The 23578-nt window shown below is 60.5% G+C and carries 17 protein-coding genes and 2 pseudogenes; 6 read left to right on the forward strand and 13 right to left on the reverse strand.

Translation table 11 applies throughout. The features are described from left to right. Window positions 1-28: 28 nt before the first annotated feature. Both AB8B29_RS22040 and AB8B29_RS22045 read right to left on the reverse strand, forming a co-directional pair. Window positions 29-1363: an NAD(P)/FAD-dependent oxidoreductase gene (locus AB8B29_RS22040; protein ID WP_112442869.1), complete on the reverse strand. Its 1335-nt coding sequence runs from the start codon at window positions 1361-1363 to the stop codon at window positions 29-31. Then, window positions 1353-2369, reverse strand: a complete 1017-nt coding sequence (locus AB8B29_RS22045) for a GntR family transcriptional regulator (RefSeq protein WP_162693776.1) — start codon at window positions 2367-2369, stop codon at window positions 1353-1355. The genes AB8B29_RS22040 and AB8B29_RS22045 overlap by 11 nt, the downstream gene beginning before the upstream one ends. 254 nt (window positions 2370-2623) lie before the next feature. Here AB8B29_RS22045 and AB8B29_RS22050 point away from each other — a divergent pair, with 254 nt between their 5' ends. Continuing rightward, complete coding sequence (locus AB8B29_RS22050; RefSeq protein ID WP_037197600.1) at window positions 2624-3556, forward strand: M14 family metallopeptidase; 933 nt, start codon at window positions 2624-2626, stop codon at window positions 3554-3556. A gap of 259 nt (window positions 3557-3815) precedes the next feature. Here AB8B29_RS22050 and AB8B29_RS22055 read toward each other — a convergent pair whose 3' ends face one another. Further along, on the reverse strand, window positions 3816-4601 hold the full coding sequence (locus tag AB8B29_RS22055; RefSeq protein ID WP_047639972.1) for an AraC family transcriptional regulator: 786 nt from the start codon (window positions 4599-4601) through the stop codon (window positions 3816-3818). A 400-nt stretch (window positions 4602-5001) separates the two neighbouring features. Here AB8B29_RS22055 and AB8B29_RS22060 point away from each other — a divergent pair, with 400 nt between their 5' ends. The 3 genes from AB8B29_RS22060 (at window position 5002) to AB8B29_RS22070 (ending at window position 9857) form a co-directional block, all read left to right on the forward strand. Next, on the forward strand, window positions 5002-6369 hold the full coding sequence (locus AB8B29_RS22060; protein WP_052212470.1) for an NCS2 family permease: 1368 nt from the start codon (window positions 5002-5004) through the stop codon (window positions 6367-6369). Window positions 6370-6381: 12 nt separating this feature from the next. Continuing rightward, the gene (locus AB8B29_RS22065; RefSeq protein WP_037197602.1) at window positions 6382-8244 is read left to right on the forward strand and encodes an adenine deaminase; all 1863 of its coding nucleotides are present in this window, start codon (window positions 6382-6384) and stop codon (window positions 8242-8244) included. A 410-nt stretch (window positions 8245-8654) separates the two neighbouring features. Then, window positions 8655-9857 carry a glutathione synthase gene (locus AB8B29_RS22070; protein WP_037197736.1) on the forward strand — a complete coding sequence of 401 codons (1203 nt, stop codon included), beginning with the start codon at window positions 8655-8657 and terminating at the stop codon, window positions 9855-9857. 170 nt (window positions 9858-10027) lie between these two features. On the opposite strand, the pseudogene AB8B29_RS22075 reads toward AB8B29_RS22070, so the two are convergent. Next, window positions 10028-10168 (reverse strand): annotated as a pseudogene (locus AB8B29_RS22075) (aldo/keto reductase); the annotation flags it as partial. 605 nt (window positions 10169-10773) lie between these two features. On the opposite strand from AB8B29_RS22075, the gene AB8B29_RS22080 reads away from it, so the two are divergent. Together AB8B29_RS22080 and AB8B29_RS22085 are read left to right on the forward strand one after the other, a co-directional pair. Further along, a complete protein-coding gene (locus AB8B29_RS22080; RefSeq protein WP_037197604.1) occupies window positions 10774-11457 on the forward strand; it encodes a response regulator transcription factor in 684 nt (227 codons plus the stop codon). Then, a complete protein-coding gene (locus AB8B29_RS22085; protein WP_037197606.1) occupies window positions 11450-12793 on the forward strand; it encodes a sensor histidine kinase in 1344 nt (447 codons plus the stop codon). The genes AB8B29_RS22080 and AB8B29_RS22085 overlap by 8 nt, the downstream gene beginning before the upstream one ends. Here the strand turns inward: AB8B29_RS22085 and AB8B29_RS22090 are convergent. The 9 genes and pseudogenes from AB8B29_RS22090 to AB8B29_RS22130 all read right to left on the reverse strand — a co-directional run bounded on the left by AB8B29_RS22090 (window position 12790) and on the right by AB8B29_RS22130 (window position 23461). Further along, window positions 12790-13557, reverse strand: a complete 768-nt coding sequence (locus AB8B29_RS22090) for a cytochrome b/b6 domain-containing protein (protein ID WP_051963606.1) — start codon at window positions 13555-13557, stop codon at window positions 12790-12792. The two genes, AB8B29_RS22085 and AB8B29_RS22090, sit on opposite strands and share 4 nt — an antisense overlap. Before the next feature lie 33 nt (window positions 13558-13590). Next, on the reverse strand, window positions 13591-14058 hold the full coding sequence (locus AB8B29_RS22095; RefSeq protein WP_092575208.1) for a cytochrome c: 468 nt from the start codon (window positions 14056-14058) through the stop codon (window positions 13591-13593). Between the two features lie 240 nt (window positions 14059-14298). Then, a pseudogene (locus tag AB8B29_RS22100) lies at window positions 14299-14537 on the reverse strand (transposase); the annotation flags it as partial. A 70-nt stretch (window positions 14538-14607) separates the two neighbouring features. Next, a complete protein-coding gene (locus tag AB8B29_RS22105) occupies window positions 14608-15690 on the reverse strand; it encodes an LLM class flavin-dependent oxidoreductase (RefSeq protein ID WP_037197609.1) in 1083 nt (360 codons plus the stop codon). Further along, on the reverse strand, window positions 15687-17417 hold the full coding sequence (locus tag AB8B29_RS22110; protein WP_037197610.1) for a dipeptide ABC transporter ATP-binding protein: 1731 nt from the start codon (window positions 17415-17417) through the stop codon (window positions 15687-15689). The genes AB8B29_RS22105 and AB8B29_RS22110 overlap by 4 nt, the downstream gene beginning before the upstream one ends. Continuing rightward, window positions 17396-18244 (reverse strand): ABC transporter permease, encoded by an 849-nt coding sequence (locus tag AB8B29_RS22115; protein WP_037197611.1) that lies wholly within the window; start codon window positions 18242-18244, stop codon window positions 17396-17398. The genes AB8B29_RS22110 and AB8B29_RS22115 overlap by 22 nt, the downstream gene beginning before the upstream one ends. Further along, window positions 18241-19251: an ABC transporter permease gene (locus AB8B29_RS22120; RefSeq protein WP_037197612.1), complete on the reverse strand. Its 1011-nt coding sequence runs from the start codon at window positions 19249-19251 to the stop codon at window positions 18241-18243. Before AB8B29_RS22120 ends, AB8B29_RS22115 begins: the two co-directional genes overlap by 4 nt. Window positions 19252-19290: 39 nt before the next feature. Then, complete coding sequence (locus AB8B29_RS22125) at window positions 19291-20943, reverse strand: ABC transporter substrate-binding protein (RefSeq protein ID WP_092575209.1); 1653 nt, start codon at window positions 20941-20943, stop codon at window positions 19291-19293. 214 nt (window positions 20944-21157) lie between these two features. Next, a complete protein-coding gene (locus AB8B29_RS22130; RefSeq protein WP_037197616.1) occupies window positions 21158-23461 on the reverse strand; it encodes a molybdopterin-dependent oxidoreductase in 2304 nt (767 codons plus the stop codon). Between the last annotated feature and the right edge of the window lie 117 nt (window positions 23462-23578).

Here is a 23578-nt window from a genome sequence, read left to right on the forward strand (position 1 = left end):
CCTTATCATCGCGCGATCGGTGAACGGCTCACATCATCTCAGCTGGTCGGATAGCCGAGCCGTCACTGAAACGGCTTAATCTGTAGGGCGCCGGATCGACGAAAGGGTCTTCGTCAAGAGCCAATTCGCTTGCGAGGCGTCCGGCGCCTGGTCCGATGCCGAAGCCGTGGCCACTGAAACTGGAAGCGATGACGAGGCCGGCCACCTTGTCGACCTTCGATATGACCGGGATCAGATCCGGCGACGTATCGATCATTCCGCCCCAGGAGCGAGCTACACCGATGCCTCCAAGAGCCGGAAACTCCTTTACGGCAGTTATCAAGGCTTGCTTGACCAGTTGGGCGTCCGGCGCCGGGTCCAGGATCCGTATTTTCTCGAACGGCGATACCTGATCATTGTCCCAGCCGCCCCAAGCCTCGGGGCCATTCCAGAAACTGCCATTGAGCCTATATTTGAGTTTCTTTGCGATCTTGCTGCGATACATCTGATAGAATTTGGTAGCGTAGCGCATGCCTTGTGGAGCGATGCTGACCGTCCCGCGGCCAGGAATGGCAAGCGTATAGGTTCCATCGATGCGTCGCCGCAGTGCCAGATCCGAAACGTGGGCGCAGCCCGCACCGAGGACATCGGGAGCAGCCGTCGTCTGCAAGGCCGTGCCGCCAATGTTTGCGGCCGGAAGATCGATACCGTGATGGCGGCAGAAGCGGGAGGTCCAGGCACCACCGGCGCAAACAACCGCGCTCGCCTTGATCAGGCCGTGTTCGGTCCAAACCCCTGCCACTCGCCCGTTGGTAATCTCCAGGCCGCGAGCGGCGCAATTCTGATGCAGCGAGACGCCGATCTGCTTGGCGCCTTCGGCGATGGCTGGAGCGGCCAAGCTTGGCTCGGCCTTGCCATCGGTTGGCGACCACACGCCTCCGAGCCAGGACGAACTGCTGAGGGGCGAGCGCTTCTTCATTTCGGACGCGGTGAGGATTTGGCTGTGGAATCCCTGTTCCCGCGCCGCTGCGCCCCATTTCTCCCAGCGATCCAGGTCGGCCTGATGGCGGGTGCAGTATAGGATGCCGGCACGGCGGAAACCGAGGTCGCGGCCGAGCTCTGGACCGAGCTGCTCCCATCGCTGTAAGCTGTACATGGCCAGCGCCAACTCATACGGGTCGCGGTTCTGCTGCCGGACCCATCCCCAATTGCGGCTCGATTGCTCGCCGCCGACGATACCCTTGTCGATCAGCGCCACGGACACTCCCTTGCGGGCAAGCTCATAGGCAGTGGATACGCCAACGATACCTGCTCCGATCACGACGACATCCACTTCGCTGGGGAAGCCTGGGGTGTCGGAAACTGCTTCGACGTCAGTCGGCATGGCTTTCGGGTTCCTTTCCGGAAGTACGGGGACGAGCGATGGGGCCAGCGCCTTCGAGCAGGGGGCGAAGAAGCCGCTCGATGTCGCCGGGGTCGGGGGTGTGGCGATATTCGATGGCGGGCATGCCTGGTGGAAGCAGCTCCAAGACGGCTTCGGCACCGGAAGAATAGACAACGACGTCGTTGTCAGTGAGCGCCGCCCCCAACTCATCGCTGTCGACCATCGCCGCATTGAGCACTGCGACATGAGGTGCGAACCGGCGGACGCCGGAGCTCAAAATCGGCAGAAAGTCCGGGAAGAGCGACACGGCGATAACCCGGGCGCGGGGATCGATCGACGCGAGCGCGCGGCGCGTATCCTCTGATGGGATCAGGCCGATCGCGACGACGCGCTGCCCCGGAAGCAGAGCAGACACCTCCCGCTGGAGCACGAGCGAGGCCACGACAAAGTCGGCAGCGGCGGCCCGGTGAAGCGCGCCTTCGTCCTTGGTGAGTGCGTCGAAGGTGACAGGCTCGATCATCACGCCCGATCCGAGTATCGAGGTGGCCACTCGAGCATAGGCTGCGGTAGTATGGGCAAAGTTGCCGACCATCACCAGCTGCCAGGTTCTCCCGCCGGCGCTCCTCGCGGTCAAGCGCGTCGCGATCAGTCCTGCGATGTCGCTGTTGCTCAGGCCCAGAGCCAGGCCCTGATCCAGGACTGCGTCCACACGCCTGTGAAAGTCCTGGAGGCGCTGGTCGATTGGGTCCGCGGGGCGAGCGACGAACGTGCCAGAGCCCACCCGCCCCTCGATGAGTCCGGCCTCTTTTATCTCGCGGTAGACCTGGACGATCGTCATCGGTGCCACGCCGGTCTCGTCCGCCAGATCGCGGACGGACGGAAGGCGGTCGCCCGGTTTCAGGTCGCCAGACGAAATTCCCCATTGAATCAAGCCCCGCAATTGGACGCCGAGGGGCACCGGCAGGGCGCGGTCGAGCACGAGGCGGATTGGATTCTGCGTTTTCATTGTTACACAGTAATAGAACAATATTAGGCGCGTCAATGACGAAGCATCCAGAAACACAGCGTGCGTGCGCGCGCTATGTTTCTTTGGTCGCGTGCGTTGACAGATCAGCAATTGATACATAATCGTTATATAAAACTATAACAAATGAGAGCCCTTCCAGGATGACAAAATTCCTTCAAGCCGGGCCGCCGCTATCGCCGTCAGGCTGCCGTCACCTCATCGATTTCTGCATATCCGCCAGCTAGGAGACCAGCATGCAAAACCTACCTGAACTTAAGACCGGGCGCCCACGCATCGAGCAGGGATTCCTGCGTCCGATACCCGAGATCGAGATTCCCTTCGGCCTTGTTGAAGGGGCTAAGCCGGGACCGTGCCTCATCGTCACTGCAGGCGTGCACGCTTCGGAATATTGTTCAATCGAGGCTGCTGTCCGTCTGATGCATACGGACCCGCAGAAGCTCTGCGGGACCCTTCTTGTTCTCCCGATTCTCAATGTCACGGGGTTCCGGGCGCGCAGCATCTACGTGATGCCGGAAGACGGCAACAACCTGAACCGCATGTTTCCCGGACAGCCGGACGGCAGCGCGGGCCAGCGGCTTGCACACTGGCTCGTGACCGAGGTATTCCCGAAGGCGGACGCCTATCTCGACCTGCACGGCGGTGACATGAGCGAGAGCCTGACGCCTTTCACGATCTATCCCGGCGGCCACGCGCCGTCCGAAGCGCTGGCCGCTGCCTTCGGCCTGCCGATTTCGGTTGGATCGCAATCGAAGAGCAACACGATCAGCGCGGCCGGCGCGCTTGGCATACCGAGCGTGCTTGTCGAGATCGGCTGCAACGGTCTTTGGGACGAGGCCAGCGTTACCGCCATGATGGATGGAATCGGGCGCATTATGCATCACATGCACATGACCGAAGGCGCCACCAACCCAGTCATTGCCCCGCGGCTCATGACGATGAGCGTGCCGCTCGCACCCGTGTCCGGCCTTTGGTACAGCGCGAAACGCCTGTCCGATCCAATCGCCATCGGCGACAGACTCGGCGAAATTCGCGACGTGTTCGGGACCGTGCTGGCGACAATCGTGGCCGAAAAGCCAGGCGAAGTCCTTTACCAACTCACCACCCTGGCTGTGAACGCCGGCGAGGCGCTTGTTGGCATCGGTATTCCGGTCGAGACGACGTCCTGACAGGAAGCAGCGGCCATCGGCATGCCCCGCCGTCGACAACGATGTCACGCCCGGAGCATGCGATCCGCCGTACGCCGGGGTGAATTTTCATATGCAAAGGGAGCCGCGCGTGAAGCCGGCGGCGACGCCGCGGCAATAGGGTGATCCGCTGAGCGGCATCCTTCTCCCTGTGTCCCCTCGCGGCGCCGGATAGCTGAGCCGCCCATGCCTTGTCGCAAGCTGTTGCTTGCAGAAAGCCGAATGCAAGAGAATGCCGCCACTATCGGAAACGGCTTGGTGGAGCGCCGTTCCTGTCCTTGACCCGTCGTGAAAAATGCGCCGGGCTCCGGAATCCGCAGCGATGGGATATCTCGTCGATTGTCAGGCTGGTGGACTGCAGCATGTGGATACCCGCATCCAGTCTTCTCTCCCACAAATAATGCATCGGCGGCACGCCGAGATACGTCTTGAAAAGATGAATGAGGTAGTTCGCGTTTGTCCCGGCGAGGCTCGCGAGCTTTGCAACCGTCCACGATCGTGAATATTCACTGTCGAGCGCCTTTTTTGCCACGCTAACCGCCTTCGGCAATGGCCTCGTTCGCCCCGCAAGCTGGGTGCCTCGGATATATTCCGCAAGGATCGTCCGGCCGAGCGAATTGCGCATGTGGTTGGTGACATCATGCTCGGGCGGGGAATCGGATTCCTGCTGCAAGGAGAGAGCGCCGGCAAAGAGCGATGGCATCAAGGGAGGAATCGGCTGGGCGGCCGGCAAATTTTCCAGTACCGACCAGTCGTCCTCCGACAGCGCATCCGGGGAGAAGTGGCACCACATTGTCTGAACCTTTTGGTCGGTGTTCGATAGCGCGTGGAGATCGACGTGATACGCCTGCAATGTGGCGCAGGGCGCATGCACAACACGCACACGGCCGTCGACGATGAACCGCACCGACCCCTTCATAATGAGCGACACCTCGACACGTGGTTCGCCGAAATAGGTGCCGGCAGGATTGTTGTCGCTTGTCGCCTTATGAAAGTGAAAATTATAGTCTCGACTCAAAATCTCCATAACTCGATCCTTCCTCCAGAACAGCCCGCATCCGATGCGTAGAACCCAATTGCACTCGGTCGGCTGCGGGTTGGTGTGAGAACCTCGGCCTTTGCCAGTTTGCGACGGCGTTCCATGTCGATAACAAGCAATATTCGTGCCTAACTCATCGCATTCTATGTGAACGCTAACCCGCCTGTCTCACTGCGGTTAGGGCATTCGTGCCACGCTCAAAAGTAATCCCTACGCAGCGACCGAAGCCTCTCGGGTGTCCGAATGCGCATATCTTCCTGAGTTCCAATCAACTTCACGAAGCCGCAGTCATGGCGCCCGCCTTTTCATGACGATATCCAGTTTCATCGCGCTCGATAGACAGCAAAAAGCTGCCAACGCGACGTCAAAAGCAGGGGAACGATAGGTAATGACAGGCAATGTTTTTTCGGATCAGGAGGGCTCAAAACTATCGGCCCTCAATCGATATTTTCGCATCGAGGAGCGGAATTCGTCGATATCGCGCGAGGTCGTAGCCGGTCTCACGACCTTCGGCGCGATGAGCTACATCATCGTGGTCAATCCGGCGATCCTGTCGGCCGCGGGCATGAATATGCATTCGCTCATCATCGCCACGGCCCTCGCTTCGATGGTGGGAACCTTGATCATGGCGCTTTGGGCCAACCTGCCGATCGCGCTCGCCCCGGGTATGGGATCCAACGTGATCTTCGCACAAGTTGTCGTGCTGCAGATGGGAGTATCCTACCAGACCGCCTTCACCATGGTCCTGATCGGCGGGATCCTGTTTACGATCCTGTCGCTCACCCGATGGCGCGAGCGGATTGTCCGCGGTTTTCCCGAGCCGATCCGGCTGGGCATACAATGCGGCCTCGGTCTTTTCATCGCCTATCTCGGCCTCAAGAACGCCGGCTTGGTGTCTCTGGCCCACGACCGTCTTTCCTTCGGCAATATCGCCGAACCGGCCGTCATGCTGTCGCTCGTCGGCGTGCTGGCGACGCCGATGCTGCTCGCATTGCGGATACCGGCCGCCTTCCTGATCTCTATCGCCGCTCTGAGTGTGATCGGCCTGTTCATCACAGCGCATGGAGCGCCACTGACCGCCTTTCCCGATCGCATCATCGATTTTCCGATCATCCCGAAAGAGCTTTTCTTCGCCTTCGATTTCCATGAGTTTTTCACGCACTTCTGGCTCGTTCTGCCGATCACGCTCTACTTCTTCATATCCGATTTCTTCTCCGCGACAGCCACGCTGATCGGTGTGACGCGCCGCGGCAAGATCATGGATGAGGACGGCAACATTCCGAGCGCCCGGCAGGCCTACGCCGCTGACGGCTTTGCCTCGATTATCGGTGCTGCTTTAGGCACATCGACCGTCGTGGCTTACGTGGAATCGGCGGCGGGCGTCGAAGCAGGCGGCCGTACGGGCCTGACCGGCATCGTCGTCGCAGTTCTCTTCGGCGTCTCGCTTTTCTTCTGGCCGCTCATCGGCATCATTCCGGCCCAGGCGACGGCTCCGGCCCTGGTGATGGTCGGCGTTCTGATGATGGAAGGCATTCGCGACCTGGACACGTCGCGGCCGGAGAATGCCATTCCGCCTATCCTGATCCTCCTGATCACGGTCGTAACCACCGATCTGATGATGGGATTGGCGATCGGTTGCTTCGTCTACTCGCTGATCGTTCTGGCGACGCGTCAGTGGCAGAAACTCACCGCGATGCTCGTAACCCTCGATGTCATCTTCATCATCTACATCATTATCGCCCATCGGGCTTTTTAAGGAGCGCGCACGATGAGCCTTCCAAACGACCTCATCCTCAGCGCAAAGGACGATATCGCCATCCGCCAGGATCTCGTCCTGGTGGCCTTGGGCAAAAGACCGGCGGATCTGGCGATCCGCGTGGGCCGCCTGCTGAATGTTCATACGCGCATGTGGGCTCTTGACCAGGAGATCGTCGTCAAGGGACGGCGCATCGCCTGGGTCGGCCCTGCCGGCCAATACAAGGGAGAGGTTGCCGGCCGAGTACACTATCCGGACCTGTCGGCCGTTCCCGGCTTCGGCGAAGTGCACAAGCACATCGAAAGCACGCACCTGACGCCCGAATATGAGGCAGCCCTTGTCCTGCCGAGAGGCAACACCTGGACATGCGAGGCGAGCCACGAATTCGCAAATGTCGACGGCCCCAACAATACGGCATTCTGGAAGACGGCCCGCAGCCATGGCGTACCACACAAGGTCTTCATCCAGCCCGGCTCCGCAGTGCCTCCGAGCGGATGGGAGAGCACCGGCGGCCATTACGGCTATGAGGAGCAGCGCGGTTTCCTGACGGAAGACCTGTCCGTGGTCAGTCTCGACGAGGTCATGGATTGGCCGGCGGTCTGGGATCCGCAAAACCCCGCCTATGAGCGGATATGGGGAATGATCCGCGCAACGGTCGAACAGCGCGGCGTTGTCGAGGGGCATGGTGCAGGTCTTGTCGAGGCGCATGAAACCAGTGCCTTCGCCGCGTCCGGCATCTCTTCCGACCACGAGATCTGGAGTTTCGAGGACGGCTGGGAGAAAATAAACCGTGGCATCTTCATTGAGATCCGCCCCTATAATTTCCCCGAGGTCTTGCCGGGCCTCCTTGAGCGCGGCCTTCCCGATTGGTGCAATATCGCCTTTACCACGGATGACCGCAGCGCCTCGGAAACGCTGAGAATAGGCGCGAGCGACTACAATCTTCGGTCCGCGATCGAGCACGGCGTCCCGCCCGAAACCGCCATTCAATGCGTCACGCTCAATCCGGCCAGACATATGCGCATCGACGCATGGGTGGGCAGCATTACACCCGGCCGCTATGCGGATCTCGTGCTGCTCGACGATGTGGGGTCCGTTTCCATCTCAGCCGTTTACGCAGACGGCTTGCTCGTTTCCGAAGGCAAGCAATATCTCGGACCGCAACCCGACATTTCCTGGCCGGAATGGGCGAGCGAAACGCTGAACATCGGACGCCTCCTGACTGCGGCGGATTTTGCCGTTCGGGCTCCCAGCGACCGCCACAGCGTACAAGCCGCCCTCCTGCGCCCCTTTCACTGGAATCAGGACTTTCTGACCACGGAACTGAAGGTTGAAAACGGTGAGGTCCAGCGGGACACGGCGCGGAAGATTACGAAATTCGCAATCATCGACCGCTATAGCGGCAACGGAAAGCTGGCATCGATGTTCTGGCTGGGCTGCGGTCCGGCGGATCCGGACACTGCGCTTGCTTGCTCCGTCGCCCATGATTCACACAATGTCTGGACGGTGGGCTCCTCCGACCGTGCGATGGCGATGGCCGTAAATCACCTGCAGGAAATAGCCGGCGGATGGGTGCTGGTGCATCGGGGTGAGATCGTAGCAGAGGTTTGCTACGAGATCGGCGGCCTGATGACGGCGCGCTCGGCCGAGGAACTTGATCGAGAAATGCAGCAGCTATACTCAGCCGCGGAAAAGATCGAGTGGATGTACGAGCCTTCCGCTACCAAGATCTGGAAACCGGGCTTTCCGGAAACGCTGATATTCGCCACCCTGACTTGCCTGCCCTGGCGCTGGGTATTCGTCGCGCCGAGCGATGAGGTGCCGTCAGGACTTGTCAACGTCAACACAGGCCAATCGCATCCCGTCGTCTGGTGAACCGAACGGCGAGTATCGACCTGGGTCGAGTTGTCGATGGTTTGCAAGGTCCTCTGGCTCAAATCGATATAGCCCAGATCATAGTGCATGGAGCTGACGGAGCTTCGTGACGATCTCTTCCGCTTTATGTCGCTGCCATTTCAATGCGCTCCTGAGGCCCATAAGCCATACCTAAAAAAGGATCGCTTTTCAGCGGCAGACCAGGTTTCAGAAACGTGAAGAGCTGGTCCGAGTTCAGTGTCCCGTCAGTGAAGGGTGATAGCCATGACTGTCAGTTGGTTATGCTCAAAAGGAACCAGCGCGTTTATGAGATTTGCCAATAGGATAGACGGGAGAATATTTCCCGCGAGCTAAAGCGAATGATGGAAATCTTGCCGAACGAGCCGACGCTTGACTCAAGAACGCCAGGCATGGTCGACATCATTGGCAAGGCAAAAATTATCCGCTCGATCTACGAGGGTCGTGACATCGTGCCCCTGTGGAACGACCTCCTTGCCCGGGTAACGGCCGATCATTCCGATGCAGCAGCTTTGTTTGACCTGTCGATCATTATGAATTCGGTAGGCCAAAAAAGCGAGGCCGCGATCGCCCAAAGGGCTGCGCTTCGGCTTTCGAAGACCTACCGGCTGACATTCGGTCGTGGCACCGGCCTCAACGTCCTCGTCTTCGTCGCAAAAGGCGACTTCACGGCTAACGCGCCGATCGAGCTCCTGCTGGAAGAATCAAACGTCAACGTCCTACTCCACTATGTCGATGCCAATACGCCCAACCTCGATGTCATCCCGAACCATGACATCGCCTTTGTTGCCGTTGCCGAATCGACCGACAATCTGCCTGTGCTACTCAATCTCGAAAGATTGCTGCGGGACTGGCGCGGCCCAATAATGAACAATGCGCCGCGCGTTGTCATGGGCTTGTCTCGCGACGGCGTCGCCGAGTCGCTCCGGGAAGCAGTTGCCGTCGTGACACCAGCCATTGCGCGAATTCCCAGAAACGTGCTTCAGGACATCGCCGACGGTGTGTTGGGCCCGGAGGCTGCCGCCGGTATCGCCAGCTACCCGTTCATCGTCCGCCCGCTCGACACCCATGCCGGCCACGGCATGGAAAAGATCGTTGACCCCCGGCAGTTGCTCGGCTTCTTGGAAGCGCATCCCGACCCGTTATTTTATATTGCTTCATTCATCGATTACAGCAGCGAGGACGGCAAGTTCCGCAAGCAGCGCATAGCCTTTATCGACGGCAATGCCTATGCCAGCCATATGGCTGTCTCCGAGCATTGGATGGTGCATTACCAGAACGCCGGCATGTCGCATTTCGAGGACAGGCGCGCTGAGGAAGCCGCCTGGATGACGAGGTTCGACGAGGACTTCGCTATCCGCCACGCAAACGCCTTCGCCGAACTCGGTCGGTGTTTCGGACTGGACTATTTTGCCATCGACTGCGCCGAATTGCCCGACGGCCGCCTGCTGGTGTTCGAGGCCGATGTTGGGATGTACGTCCATTGCATGGATTCGGCGGAGCTGTTTCCCTACAAAGGGCAGGTGATGAAGAAGTTATTTCAAGCGTTTGAAGCTGCCCTGGAACAGCGCGCTCGGCAACGCGACCAATATTAGAAACATGAGCCGCCAGTTCTGACAAATTCGGCACGAGCTATCTTGAGCCGCGCTGGACACTCTGTTGCAGGGTGGCCGAAGCGGAAAAAAGACGAGTCATCGCAAGCGAAGCCCAGCAGCCGTCACGCCGCAGGCGAGGTAGACCCGCGCATTCGCACCCGGTCCCGTCATGCCTCATCCACCGACCGATTCAGCGCCTTCATCGTACCGAGACAATAGGCGGTGACGATCGTGCCGCTCGGGCCGACTTTGCGATAATCCATGTCTATCTCCACGTTGAACACAACCGCGGCATCAACGGCGGCTGTCATTTCGATGCCGACAGCAGTGAAAGAGAGAGCAGCGAGCCGGCTCTGGAAGCCCTCTTTGGCAAACCCCTCGGCGGTTGCGAAACCCATGCCTGGGCCGGAGCCAATACCCGGAAATCCCTTCATCTTTGAATTCCTCGTCGTTGCGATGCTGCATATATTTACCGAGCGGGAGATGGATAATCAGGTTGTTGGACATTAGATTTATGCAAGAAAAGCGGAATAGCGCGAACGCGAGGGATTGGAGGGAACGGAAGACGACGGAGGCATCACAGATTTCGGACACTCAAAAGGCCCTCATCCTGAGCCAAGTGGATGAAGGTGCGTCGGTCGCGGAGACCTGCCGGAAGGCGGCCAGTCAAGCGTCCATATTGCGATATCGCGCGGCGTGCCAAGCGTAGATCGGGATGCATTCATGTGCGCGAAAGGGAAGCGGGGTAGCGAACAGCTTCCGCCGCGCAGGGTCCGATCCGCATTAGGTGTTCTTGCAAAATCCCGTTCAAATCGTATGGTTCACCAGTCTCGATTGAACGCTAGTCCAGCGGGAAGTAGTGCTGACAATGTGTTGTTGCGGTGCGTGACCACTATGATTGCAGATCGAGGTGCGTATGCGCTTGTTACTAGTCGAGGATAGTGCGCGTCTACGCGATTTGCTGGCCGAAAGTGTCCATCGGGCCGGTTGGCGCCTGGATAGTGCGGCGACGGTTGGCGCCGCACTCCTGGCAACACAAACTGTCAGCTATGACCTGCTCTTGGTGGACTTGGGCTTACCCGATGGCGACGGTTTGGATCTCATACGGGAACTACGCCGTGACGGCTTTATCCCGCCCATCCTCGTCGTCACCGCGCGCAGTTCGATCGAGGATCGCGTGGCGGCCCTCGATGGCGGCGCCGATGACTATCTCGTCAAACCGTTCAATCACATCGAATTGCTCGCGCGCTGCCGCGCCCTTCTGCGCCGCAGAGCGCCGCACTACATTGAATCCATTGTCCTCGGCGGCCTATCTTTCGATCCCACAAATGGTGTCGTGGCGGCAGGTGGCGAACCGCTCGCAGTCGCACCGCGCGAACGGTCCGTTTTGGAACTGCTGCTTCGAAACGCCGGTCGGGTCACTCCTAAGCAAATAATCGAAAGTAAGCTCTCCGAATTTGGCGACGACATCTCGACCAATGCTGTGGAACTGGCGATTTCGCGCTTGCGCCGCCGCCTCGCCCCGTTCGATTTGCCCATCAGCATCGAAACGATACGCGGCATCGGCTATTTGCTGCGGGAAAAGCGGCAAGATGGTTGATCGGTCTGTCCGGCCGCCAACGCTGATCCGCATCATCACGCTGCGCATCGCGCTTTTTGCGGCGCTCGCCATGGCGATCCAGGCCGCACTCGTCTTTGCCGATTATTATTTCGACAACAAGCAGTTGGCGACGTTGATGATCGAACGTGAAACCGCAGAGCTGTCGAAGGGTTTCGAACGCCGCCATGACGAGGCGCCCTACAAGCTGCCGCACGACCTCCACCGCTACGGCATCCGGGGTGGCTTCTATATCACCCGTATCCGCACACCCTCCGGTCAGATTCTCTATACAAACTGCGATGCGCGCTGCGACAATCACCTTCTGCCGCAGGAGGTCAATCCGCCGGACCTCTGGTCTCGTATGCTGAGCGACGGCAAACCGCTCGCCGTCGCCGGCGGCAAGACCTATGAAATCCATGGAGACAAGATTTTTGTCGAGATCGCGATCCTGCACGACAGCGATGGCATCATGTGGGCGGTGATCGGGCGTGAGTTTGCGGATCATCTCGCCACCCCGATGGCGATCATGCTGTTTTTCGTTCTCGGCGGCACCTTATTGTCAATCCGCCAGGCTCTGCGCCCCGTTGCAAAAGCGGCGCAAGAGGCCGGCCATCTCGATCCACTCGACCCCAGCCATCTGATCAACCAGACCAGCATGCCCCGCGAAATTGCCGATCTTGCTGCTGCCGTGAACCGGAGCCTTGCGCGCATTGGTGCGCTCATGAAGTCGCAGCGTCTGTTCACCACGGCTGTTGCGCATGAAATCCGCACGCCGCTGGCGATGATGAAGCTGGAGCTTGGCAATATCGAACATCCGCGAGCCCGAAAAATCGAAGCCGATCTGGATGCACTGGCGGATTTTGTCGGTCAGATCACGGCGCTAGGGCGGCTCGAAAGCGCTGACCGTGCGGTGTTCCAGCAGGTCGACCTGGCAAAGCTAGCCGATTGGGTGGTCGCCGATATCGCCCCCCTGGTCTACGACCGCGATCATACCATCGCCTATAGCAATTTAGGCGCGGGCTCAATCGAAGGCCATGCGCCGCTGCTTGCCGACGCGCTGCGCAACCTTATCGAAAACGCCACCAAACATACCCCTGATGGCACCACCATCGAAGTCGTTGCAGGTCCTGGCCCGCGTCTGACGGTCAAGGATGATGCTGGTATTTTTGACGCACCAGCCGAGCCCCCGTTTGGCGATCTCAAGGCCGACCATATGGGTATCGGCCTTGAGATTGTGCGCCGGATCATGGCGCTGCATGGCGGGCGGATGGAGATTGAGGTGGATCCTGGCCGTCGCACCGCCACGACCCTCCTGTTTGACCAGCCAAAATCCTAGATTGAGGCGAAGAAACTGCCGCCAAACAGCGTCACTGTGCCATAAACCAGGCCAAAGGCTGTCAGAAGACAGACAGCCGCTACAGGCAGAGATCCACCCGTCGCTTCCTTATGATCGACATAGGCTTCGCGCCTTTTGCGGCCGGTGATCATGGCGCCGATGAGGTTTTCACGCTTGACGAACTGGTAGTAGAAGTTCGCGACGATATGCAGCCCGGCCAAGGCAAGGATGGCGAAATAGAACCACGCAGCATGGATCGAAGCAGCCCAACTGGAAACCGTATCACCCACCAGTCCAGCAAATGGCCCTGAAGCGGTCACTCCGTCGCTGGAGAACATCCCAAGCAGAACTTGCACACCGCAAACGACGATGAGACCGATAACCATCAGACCACCCGCGGGATTGTGGCCGAGATAGCGCCCCGCACGGTTTAGCCGTAGTGCCTTCAGGTAAGTCCATACGGCGGCCGGAGAACGCACGAAACCGGAAAAACGAGCCGTTGAACTCCCGAAAACACCCCAAAGGGCGCGGTAGACCACCAGCACGAGAACGCCGTAACCGGCCGCCTTGTGAACGGTCATATCCGGATCGTTGAAACCGCTCGAGACCCAGGCCACCAGGATTAAAGCGACGAGCGACCATTTGAACAGACGCGTGGGAAGGTCCCACGCACGAACGACATCACCCTTGGCGGATGAAGTCTTGCCGCTATGTTCGGCGGGTGGCTGGGAGTAAGGCTTATAGGCTGATCTTTGTTCGCTCATACGGAGTGTCCTGTTCGGAGAAATTTGCAGCGGCTATTTGTAAGTCGCGTGGCAGGACTTGCACTCGGTTGCCACCGCCGCGAATGCCTTGCGGAACGAGGCTTTATCTTGCGCCTGCTGGCTCGCGGTGTTGGCAATCATGGCCATCTTGCTGAAGCGGGCATGGAGATCCTTCTCTTTGGCGCTGCCCGGGTTGGTAAACATGGCGTCGGCGGCCTCGGCATCCGCCGCGTAGCGCCGCAGGACCTGCTCGGCGGCTTTGCCGTCGAAGTTGGCAAGGACCGCCTTGGCCGAAGTCGTGTTATCGCCCATGCTGCCCATGATACTCTTAAGTGAAGCGGCAACGGCCGGCACCGCCAGTACGGCGAGAACAAGTCCGGCACAGATGTAACGATTCAGCTTGGAGAATGATTTTTGCGATTTTGTCATGACGCTCGATTTTTGTTGATTTCCAAATGGGGTACTTTTGGCCGGAACCGGATGATTGACGGCAACGACCAAACTGCAGCTCTCAAGAGCCCTGACATCTAGGGGAGCAATTGCGGCGAAATGCGCGATCACACCTCTTCAGCAGACCGCTTTCATCGTCCTATGACAGGCTTTTGACAGGTTCGCCTGTTGCGATCCATTGATTGGAAACCTGACGTCGCGTGGCACTTGGACGTAAGAATGCGACCGTTTGGATTTCGTTTGGCAGGCAATTTGAGATTCGCGATGAAGAGAATCTCACATTAAATGGGCATTATCCTGTCTTGCTCGACGGATCACCGCCGTGGCCCCGACAATGAGTAGGCGCCGAGTAAAGCTGTCGCTCCGCTGATGCCCACAAGCGTCTCCTTGCCGCCACTGCTATGCGAGCGCGGTGTCAGGCCAGGACACGCTGCAAGGGAACGGCCCGAGGAAAACAGTGATGCATCGGGTGCCGCCGCAACGATAGCGCTTGCCGTGATCGGGCCGATGCCGGGATGCCCCGCCAGCCGCCACAAAGAGTTGCGGGCAACGCGTTGAAGGCGAGATAGCGAACCCGTCAAGGCATAGGGTTATGCGTGGTCACGCGGCAGGCGTCCAGCCCAGGCTCGGGGCCACCGTCTTCACGAGGTCGGTCAGCAGCCGTACGTTCTCGGCGAGACCGAAGGCGGGCGGAAGGAAGAGCACAATCTCGTCTGCGGCGGCGAGGCCGGGGTCGTTGAGGACCGCCTCAAGCACCTCGTCGGGGGAGCCATGGAAGACCGGGGAAATCTGAGCCCCAGGCGGCTGATTGGCTGGCGCAAGCGCGCCCTTGGGACGGGACGCCGCGATTCCCTGGGTGCGGCGCTCAAGGTCGTAGGCGGCGTACTTCTCCCGGAGCTCGGCAGTGGTGCCGACCAGGATCGAGGCGGCGACGGCGACCGACGGCGGCTCAGTGCCCCACGTCTCGCGCCAGGTGGAACGGAAAGCCTCGATGCTGCGGGCCTGGTACTCTCCGAAGGTCTCGCCCTCGGCGTGGTCGTGTTGTACGGTTCCGGAGATGAGCCCGATCCCGAGCTCGGCAGCCTGCACCGCGGAGCCCAGGCTGGCGGAGCCCTGCCGAATCCGAGACCGCAGGGTCGGGCTGTGCGGCGTCACGCGCAGCTCGGCGCCCTCTGGGACATCCTGGCCCGCCCCGGCGACGGTGTGGAGGACCTCGCCCGTGATCGCGGCGAGGAAGCGCGACTGGCGGCGCTTGGCCTCCGTCCGGGCATCGGTGTCGACTGTACCGAAGACGGCGTCGAAGGCCGCATTGGCGCCGGTCGAGATGGCCAGCTCCAAGCGCCCACCGATCAACAGGTCGGTCGTGCCAGCGGCCTCGGCGAGCAGGATAGGGTCCTGGTAGCGCATCGGGATAACAGCCGAGCCGAGTGTGATATGCTTGGTGTGCTGGCCGGCCGCGGCGAAGAACGGAAGCGGTGAAGACAGGTAGTGGTCGAAGTGTCGCTGGTAGGCCCAGCCCGACTGATAACCCAACCGCTCCGCGGCCTTGAACAGCTCGATCCCGTCGCGCAGCCCCTGTGCCGGCCCGGCGTCATCGTTGAAGGACACCCGAGTGTTGAAACCGAGTCGCGTCTTCGGTCGGAACGATGTGGACAGCGTTCTGGCGGGCGCAATCACGTTCATGCGATTTTTTCCTCGTTGAAGATCCGCCGGGGTTGCGGGTGTGGCACGCGGGCGATGCGAGCGGCGCCGGACGGAATCGACTCCAGCAGCGACCGGGTGTAGGGCTGCTGGGGGTTTTCGAAGATGTCGGTGACGGTCCCGTGTTCGACGATACGCCCGCGCTGCATCACCGAGACGGTGTGGGCGAGTTGGCGCACCAGGGCCAAATCGTGGGAGACGAACACATAGGTCAGGCCAAGCTTGGCTTGCAGCGAAAGCAGCACCTCGACGATGTCGGCCTGGACGCTGACGTCGAGCGCCGAGGTCGGCTCATCGAGCACGATCACATCCGGCTTGAGGACAAGCGACCGGGCGATGGCCACGCGCTGGCGTTGGCCACCTGACAAGGCTTCCGGCTTGCGTGCAAGCAGGTGCTCGCCGAGCCCGACATTGGCCAACGCTTCGCGGACCTGCGCGGCCCGCTCCTCGCGGGTTCCAATCTCGAATCGGTCCAGCGGTTCGCGCACCAGTTGCTCGACTTTCCAGGTCGGGTCCAGTGAGGTGAACGGGTTCTGGTAGACGAGCTGAAGGTGGCGCCATACCGCGCGCAGCGACTCGTGCGAGCGACCGTTGAGCTGTTCGCCGGCGACGGTGATGTTTCCGATGTCGGGTTGCTCGAGCCCAAGCAACAGCCGGATTGCCGTCGTCTTGCCCGAACCTGATTCGCCGACAAGCGCGTGTGTGGTGCCAGCCTGGACGGCAAACGACACGTCATCGACGGCCGTTAATACCTTGCCGTCGACCGTGAAGGTCTTCGTGACGCCGCTGACCTCGATCTTCGGCGCCTTGTCAGCCTTGGCCCCGATGAAGCGGAAGGCGGGGTCGCGCAGTGCACGATAGCGATCGGGGTTGAGGGCCGGAACGTCGGCGTGCAGCTTCTTCGCGTATGCCGAAGCAGGCGAGGAGAAGACGGCCGCGGTGTTGCCGGCTTCCTGGATGACGCCGTCCTTGAGCACCACCAGCGAGTCCGCCCGTTCGGAGGCGATCGCCAGATCGTGGGTGATGAGGAGCAGGCTGATTTCCAACTCGTGCTGCAACTTGGAAAGCAAGTCGAGGATGCGCTTCTGGATCGTGACGTCGAGCGCGGAGGTCGGCTCGTCTGCGACCAGCAGCAACGGCCGTGGAAGAACTGCAAGGCCAATCAGCACACGCTGCAGCATGCCGCCGGACAGTTGATGCGGGTGGGAGTCATAAACTCGCTGGGGATTGTCGAGCCCAACTTGAGCGAATGTCTCCAAGATCAGCGCCTTGCGGAGTGTTTTATTGGGCTCGTCGATGAGCGCGGCAGCCTCCATCGCCTGGGCGCCGATCGTCCGCACCGGGTTGAGCGAGTTGCCGGGGTCTTGCGGGACGAACCCGATAGCACGTCCCCGCAACGGCCGGAAACGCCGCTCCGAGAGCCCCAGCACCTCTTGGCCGTCGAACTCGACGCGGCCGGTAGCGCGCCCACCGGTGGGAAGCAGTCGCAGCACGGCTCGGGCAATCGTCGATTTGCCCGAGCCCGACTCGCCGATGAGAGCGAGGCTCTTGCCGCGGCCGAGTTCAAATCCGACGTCGCTGACGACTTGGTGCGGTCCGTAGGAAACCGACAACCCGTCGATCCGGAGCAGTGAGGCCGATCGCTGCAGCGCCGACCCGGTGGTGTCAGTGCGAGTGAAAAGCTCAGTCAGTCTGTCTTGCGGAGCCATCGGCTGATCCTGTTTACAGAGAGGACGGTCGCGATTGTGACAAAAGCGGGCGCGTAAACGAGCCACGGCCATTTGAGATAGTCCTTGCCGATCGAGATCAGCAGGCCCCAATCGGAGGCGGGCGGCGGGTCGCCGTAACCGAGAAAAGCGAGACTGGCGATTATCAGGATCGAGTCGCCGAACTGCAGCACTGCCAGCGGCAGCACCGAGCGCGATGCGTTTGGCAGCACGTGGCGCCATAGGATGTGCCAGCGCGACCCGCCCAGCAGAAAGGAAGACTCGACGAACGTCGCCTGCCGGGTCTTGATGACCTCGGAGCGCATCACCCGGGCAAAGAGGGCCACCGCCGAAACGCCCGTTGCGATAGCGGCGTTCGTGGTGTCGAAGCCGATGGCCGTGACGACGATGACGGCCAGCAGGAATTTTGGAATTGCAAGCAATACGTCGACCAGGCGGGCGAACACGGTGTCCACCCAGCCGCCGAAGAAGCCGGCCAGCAGGCCGATGAGGCCGCCAGCGGCAACGCCGATGACTACGGCGATCAGCGCGCTCGCCACCGAGGAGGCTGTGCCATAGACGACACGGGTGAAGAGGTCGCGACCGAGGTGATCGGTGCCGAACCAGTGCGCCGCGGTGGGGCCGAGCAGTTTTTGAGCAGGAATGCCGTTGATAGGGTCGTAGCTCGTGAACAGGCTTGGGGCGACCGACCAGGCAATCGCGATCGCGACGATTGCGAAAGAGAGCGCGACGACCGGCGGCATACGGAGGGTTGTCAGCCGGCTGATCGCCGTGACACGCGAGGTCGAGTAGGCAGAGGCGAGGGTCATGATGTCACCGCCTTGGAAACGCTGACGGCGCCTTCATCAGCCGTGGTTGGACGACGCTCGGGAGCGCCGAGGAGCTTTACGCGCGGGTCGAGTAGCGGGTAGGCGAGGTCGGCGATCAGGTTGACGATCACGAAGACCACCGCTGCCAGCGAGACGACCGCCTGAAGGACGGGCAGGTCTTGAGTGCTCACCGAACGCTGCACCAAGCTGCCAAGACCGGTGCGTCCAAAGACCGTCTCGGTGATCAGCGAGCCCCCGAGCAGTTCGCCGATAGTCAGCGCGATGACGGTGACGACCGGGAGCGAGGACGGCTTAAGCAGGTGCTTGGCGAACAGGCGCATTTGCCCGAGGCCACGGCCTCGCGCGACAGCGGCGTATTCCTGCCCGGACTCATGGTCGAGGTTCGCGATCAGTACTTCGGCGATCTGCGCGGAGATGGGGATACCGAGGGCGATCGCCGCAAAAAGGGTCGCCCAGACGCTGTCGGGCTCAATTACGCGAAAGACGCCAAGCTGGAAACCGAAGAGGTGGATCAGCACCAGGCCGATCACGAAGTTTGGCACTGACAGGAACAATGACGGGAAGCCTCGCAGCAGGCCCTGGCCCAACCGTTTCGGAACAAACTGTGTGCCATAGGCGATCACCGCCGCCAGCAGAAGCGCGACGATGAGGCCTGCGGAAGCAAGGACCAACGTCGACGGGAGGACCTCGGCGATCAGGGTCGTCACAGGCCGATTGGTCCGCATCGACAGGCCCAGATCGCCGGTCACGAAGCCGGAAAAGGATGTCCATAACTGCACCGGGATCGGCCTATCCAGACCCTGAGCGGCGATGATCTCCTTAATCTCCTCTTGCGTGAACCCATTCTGAGGATTGTTCAAGACATTGGTGATGGGGTCGCCGGGCAGGATGCTGACAACGACGAAGGTGAAGACATAAGCCAACAGGATTACGACGATCGCCTGCACGAGGCGCTTTGCACCGTAGTTTAGATAGGCTTTGCTCATTGCCGGTCACCTTCTTGCGTTGCTCGGTCGAACTGCGGGTTACGCGCTTTTCGTGGCCGTGTAGTAGCTGGCGTAGGCGACGCCGTTGTAGACCGCGCCCTTGAGCTTGGGAGACTGAACGTAGATCCGCTGGACGATCTGTGTGCGCGGGATGAAGTAGCCCTGATCGAGGATGTATTTCTGCAACTCGTCCAGGAGCGGTTTTCGGGTTTCGGTAGAACCAGCGCTGGCGATCTTGTCGCGCAGCTCGTTGAGCGTCTTGTCGCTCTCGTCGAGCGCAAACCAGTTCTCGCCGTTGTTGGCGTTTGTCAGGATACTGGCGACGGTGCCTGCGTCGATGAAGCTGCGCGTCACCTCGTAGGCAGGCACAGCCGGACCGCCGTATTTGACCTTCTGGCCGAATGTGACGACATCGTAGGCACGGATTGAGACTTTCCAGCCAATCTTGCTGAGTTGCTGGGCGATGAGTTCGTCGACCGATTTCGATGTTGCGAGGTAGGGGTTGGAATACAGCGTCAGCAACAGCGGCTCGCCATTCTTGGTGCGGATGCCGCCGGCACCCTTTATCCAGCCCGCCTCGTCGAGGAGCTTTTCGGCTCTATCGGGGTTATAGGCCAGCAGGTTGCTTTGGTCGGTCGCTCCCGGCACGTTGCTCTGGATGAAGGACGTCGCAAGCTTCCAGTCCGGCGTGTAGACGGTGTCGATGATTTCCTGGCGATTGATGCCGGCCTGGAGGGCCTGCCGTACCTTCACGTCATCGTATGGCGCAAGCTTGGTGTTGATCGCCCAGCCGTTCACGAAGCCAAGATAACGTGGCGTCGCGATGGTGAAGCCCTCTGCCTTGAGAGACTCCAACTCCTGTGGCGAGGCGTTGTAGGCGACGTCCGCCTGGCCGGACTGGACAGCGGCGACTCGCAGCGAGGGCTCGGACACCAGCTTATAGGTGATTGTGTCGAGATAGGCTGGACCGGTATGACCGACCGCCGCGGGACCCCAGTTGTAATCCTTGCGTTTGACCAGCTTGACGAAATCGCCTTCCTTCCAGGAATCGACCACGTAAGAGCCGCTGCCGGAGGTTTTGCTGAGGTCAGCCTGCTGCGCGGCCGGCTGCGCGATGGTCTTGGGGGAGATCAGGATGGAGCCGTGATAGCCGAGGGTCGGAATGAAGCCGAGCGCCGGCTTTTTGAAGAAGACCTTCACCGTGGTCGCGTCAACCGCCTCGGCATGGTCGTAGGTTTTGGGGAAGAGACCAATCGGGTTGATGCCCTCGTTCTTGCGGCCGGCATACCAGATGTCGAGGTTGGCGACGACGGCCGACGCATCGAGCGAAGTACCGTCGGAGAACGTCACGCCGGTCTTGAGATGGAGGGTGAACTCGGTAGCGCTGTCGTTCTGCTCCCACCGCTCGGCGATCCAGGGGCTGACATTGCCGTCGGCGTCGACGTAGAGAAGCTTGTCGGTCACGTGTCCCCAGATGTGGCCTTGAAAACTGGAGATCGCACTGTTGTTCGGGATCCAGGTATCGCCCAATGAGTCGATGAGGAAGGTGATGTCCCCGCCATTGGTCGGCTCGCCGGCACTTAGAGCCGGAGTGAGGCCTGCCATCGTCACCAGAGCGCCGGTTGCCACGGCGGAAGTGGTGATCAGCAGACGACGCCGAGAGAGGGACAACGAAAAAAGGCGTTCGGTCATGGAGAGATCCTGATGGTCGGGTTCTGAGAATTCGTGAAACAGAGCCTATGCAGGCAGACCTAAAGGAGAAAGACCAGTTGTTCTTTTTCTACTAATTTTATAGATTATTTTGTCCGATTTTCGCATGCGCAAGGGTCAGCTTTTTTCAGGGCGTGTCCGCGAGGGTGCTGCGGGTTCAAAACCCTCCTTGGCGTTCAGGGTCTCGGTACGGATCCTATTGGGATCGGTTTTGTACCTTGGGCCCGTCGAATATCCGCACCGGCGGCGCCTCGCCAACGAAGCGTTCGACCTCCACCCTTGTAAGCTGTCCGGTCGAGCCCTGAGCCAACTGCGAGGTCCCAACATCGTGGGTAAGGATGTTCGGATTGCCGTGAATGCACATTGCGTTGTCGGCGGTCGGGTCGTCCGGCTCGAACCATGCGCCTGTCGCCAACTGCATGACCCCCTTACGCACGTCCTCGCTTATCACCGCTGCGGCGAGGCAACTGCCGCGAGCGTTGAACAACCTTACGATCCCGCCATCCGCGATACCGCGCGCGGCCGCGTCGGCGGGGTTGATGCGAACCGGCTCCCGACCCTTGATTTTGGTGGAACGGCTGAAATCTCCATAGTCCAACTGGCTATGTAGCCGTGAATGTGGCTGGTTGCAGACCAGATGCAGAGGATAGCTCTCGTCCGCCTTGGTCTCCGCCCTGGGAGGATACCATCGCGGATGGCCTCGGCAGTCGTCGTAGCCGAAGCCCTCGATCGTCTGCGAAAAGATCTCGATCTTTCCGGATGGCGTCTGCAGCGGGGATCCGGACGGATCATTGCGAAAGGCGCGGGCCGGGCCGCCATCGTCGGGCTTGAGCGGCAGGCGAATTTCTCCGCGTTTCCAGAACACCTCGAAATCGGGAGCCTCGTGTCCACCGGCTGCTAGCGCCGAGCGCGTGGTCTCGAACAGGAAGGCGAGCCAATCCCGGCTGGTGCGGTTTTCGGTGAACTCTTCGAATTTTCCGAGACGGCGCGCTATCTCGGAGAAGATCTCATAATCGTCTCGCGCTTCCCCAACCGGCTCGATCAGCTTCTTCATCGCGATCATCAGAGGATCACGGTCCGCCGCGCCGATATCGTCACGCTCAAGCGTGGTGGTCGCAGGCAGCACGATATCCGCGTGACGCGCGGAGGACGTCCAGGCCGTCTCATGCACGATGATGGTCTCTGGTCTCTTGAACGCCGCGCGCAGCCTGTTGAGATCCTGATGGTGATGAAAGGGGTTGCCGCCCGCCCAATAGACGAGGCGGATATCGGGATAGCGCATCGCATGGCCGTTGTAATTGAATTCGTCGCCGGGATTGAGGAGCATGTCGGCGATACGGGCGACGGGAATGAAATCCGGCACCGGATTTTTGAACTGGCCAAGGGTCGGCAGTGGAACGGCAAGCTGGGCCTTGCCGATATTGCCCAACGCACCGAGGGAATAGGCGTAGCCGCCGCCCTCCAGTCCGATCTGCCCGAGCATTGCGGCCAGCACGATGCCCATCCACACAGGCTGCTCGCCATAGTCGGCGCGCTGGAGGGAATGGCTGACGGTGATCAGCGTCCTTGCGTGTGCCATGGCACGTGCGAGGTTCTTGATATCGTCGACGCCGATGCCGCAGATGCCCGCGGCCCATTCCGGGCTCTTTTCGACACCATCGGCCCGGCCGAGTAGATAATCCTCGAAACGCTCGTAACCGACCGTGTAGCGATCAAGAAATTCGCGGTCGTGCAATCCCTCACTGACGAGCGCATGCGCGATACCGAGCATCAGTGCGACATCTGTGCCTGGTATGATCGGCAGCCACTGCGCATTCAGCTCAGCGGGAAAATCGTCCCTCAACGGGCTGACGAGGACAAAACGCGCACCGCGCGCCCGCGCACCGTTGAGTGTCTGGCGTACGATATGCGCGCTGATGCCGCCGCCATGCACATCCGTGTTCTTGAGCGCCATTCCGCCGAAGGCGACGATCAGCTCGCTGCTCCGCTCGATGGCATCCCAGGTGACGCTCTTGCGGTCGAAATGGTCGTACGGCCCCAAGACATGCGGAATGATGACCATTGCAGCACCGGAGCTGTAAGTATTGACGGATCGCACATACCCGCCGAGCACATTCAAGAAGCGATGGATCTGGCTCTGTGCATGATGGAAGCGTCCCGCGCTCGACCAGCCGTAGGAACCGCCGAATATGGCCTGGGCTCCAAAGTCTCCGTAAACGCGCCGAAGCTCCTTCGCAACGAGGTCAAGCGCTTGTGGCCAGCTGACTTCCACATAATCATCCGCGCCGCGATCCTCAGCATTACCTTTCTTGCCATCAAGCCAGCCGCGTCTTACGGCCGGACGGCGTATGCGCGCGGGGCTATGGGCGACCGCCGGCAGATTGCCCAGCAAGGGGGAGGGATGCGGGTCGGCCGGATGGGCGCGGATTTCGAGCTTCCCGTCCTCGTAGCGGCCCGAAAAGGCGCCCCAATGGGAGCTATGGGTTCGAAACGAATTCATCTGCAAGCTCCATGCTATCAAGGCGTTTCAACAGGCCACCGATGTCACTCAGGCAGGACATACCGCACCATGATCCTGTTGATGGTGTCGACCTCATCGAGTTCGTCGCAGTTTTCC

This window comes from Rhizobium sp. 11_C7_N12_5, assembly GCF_051811145.1.
Taxonomy (GTDB): domain Bacteria; phylum Pseudomonadota; class Alphaproteobacteria; order Rhizobiales; family Rhizobiaceae; genus Rhizobium; species Rhizobium lusitanum.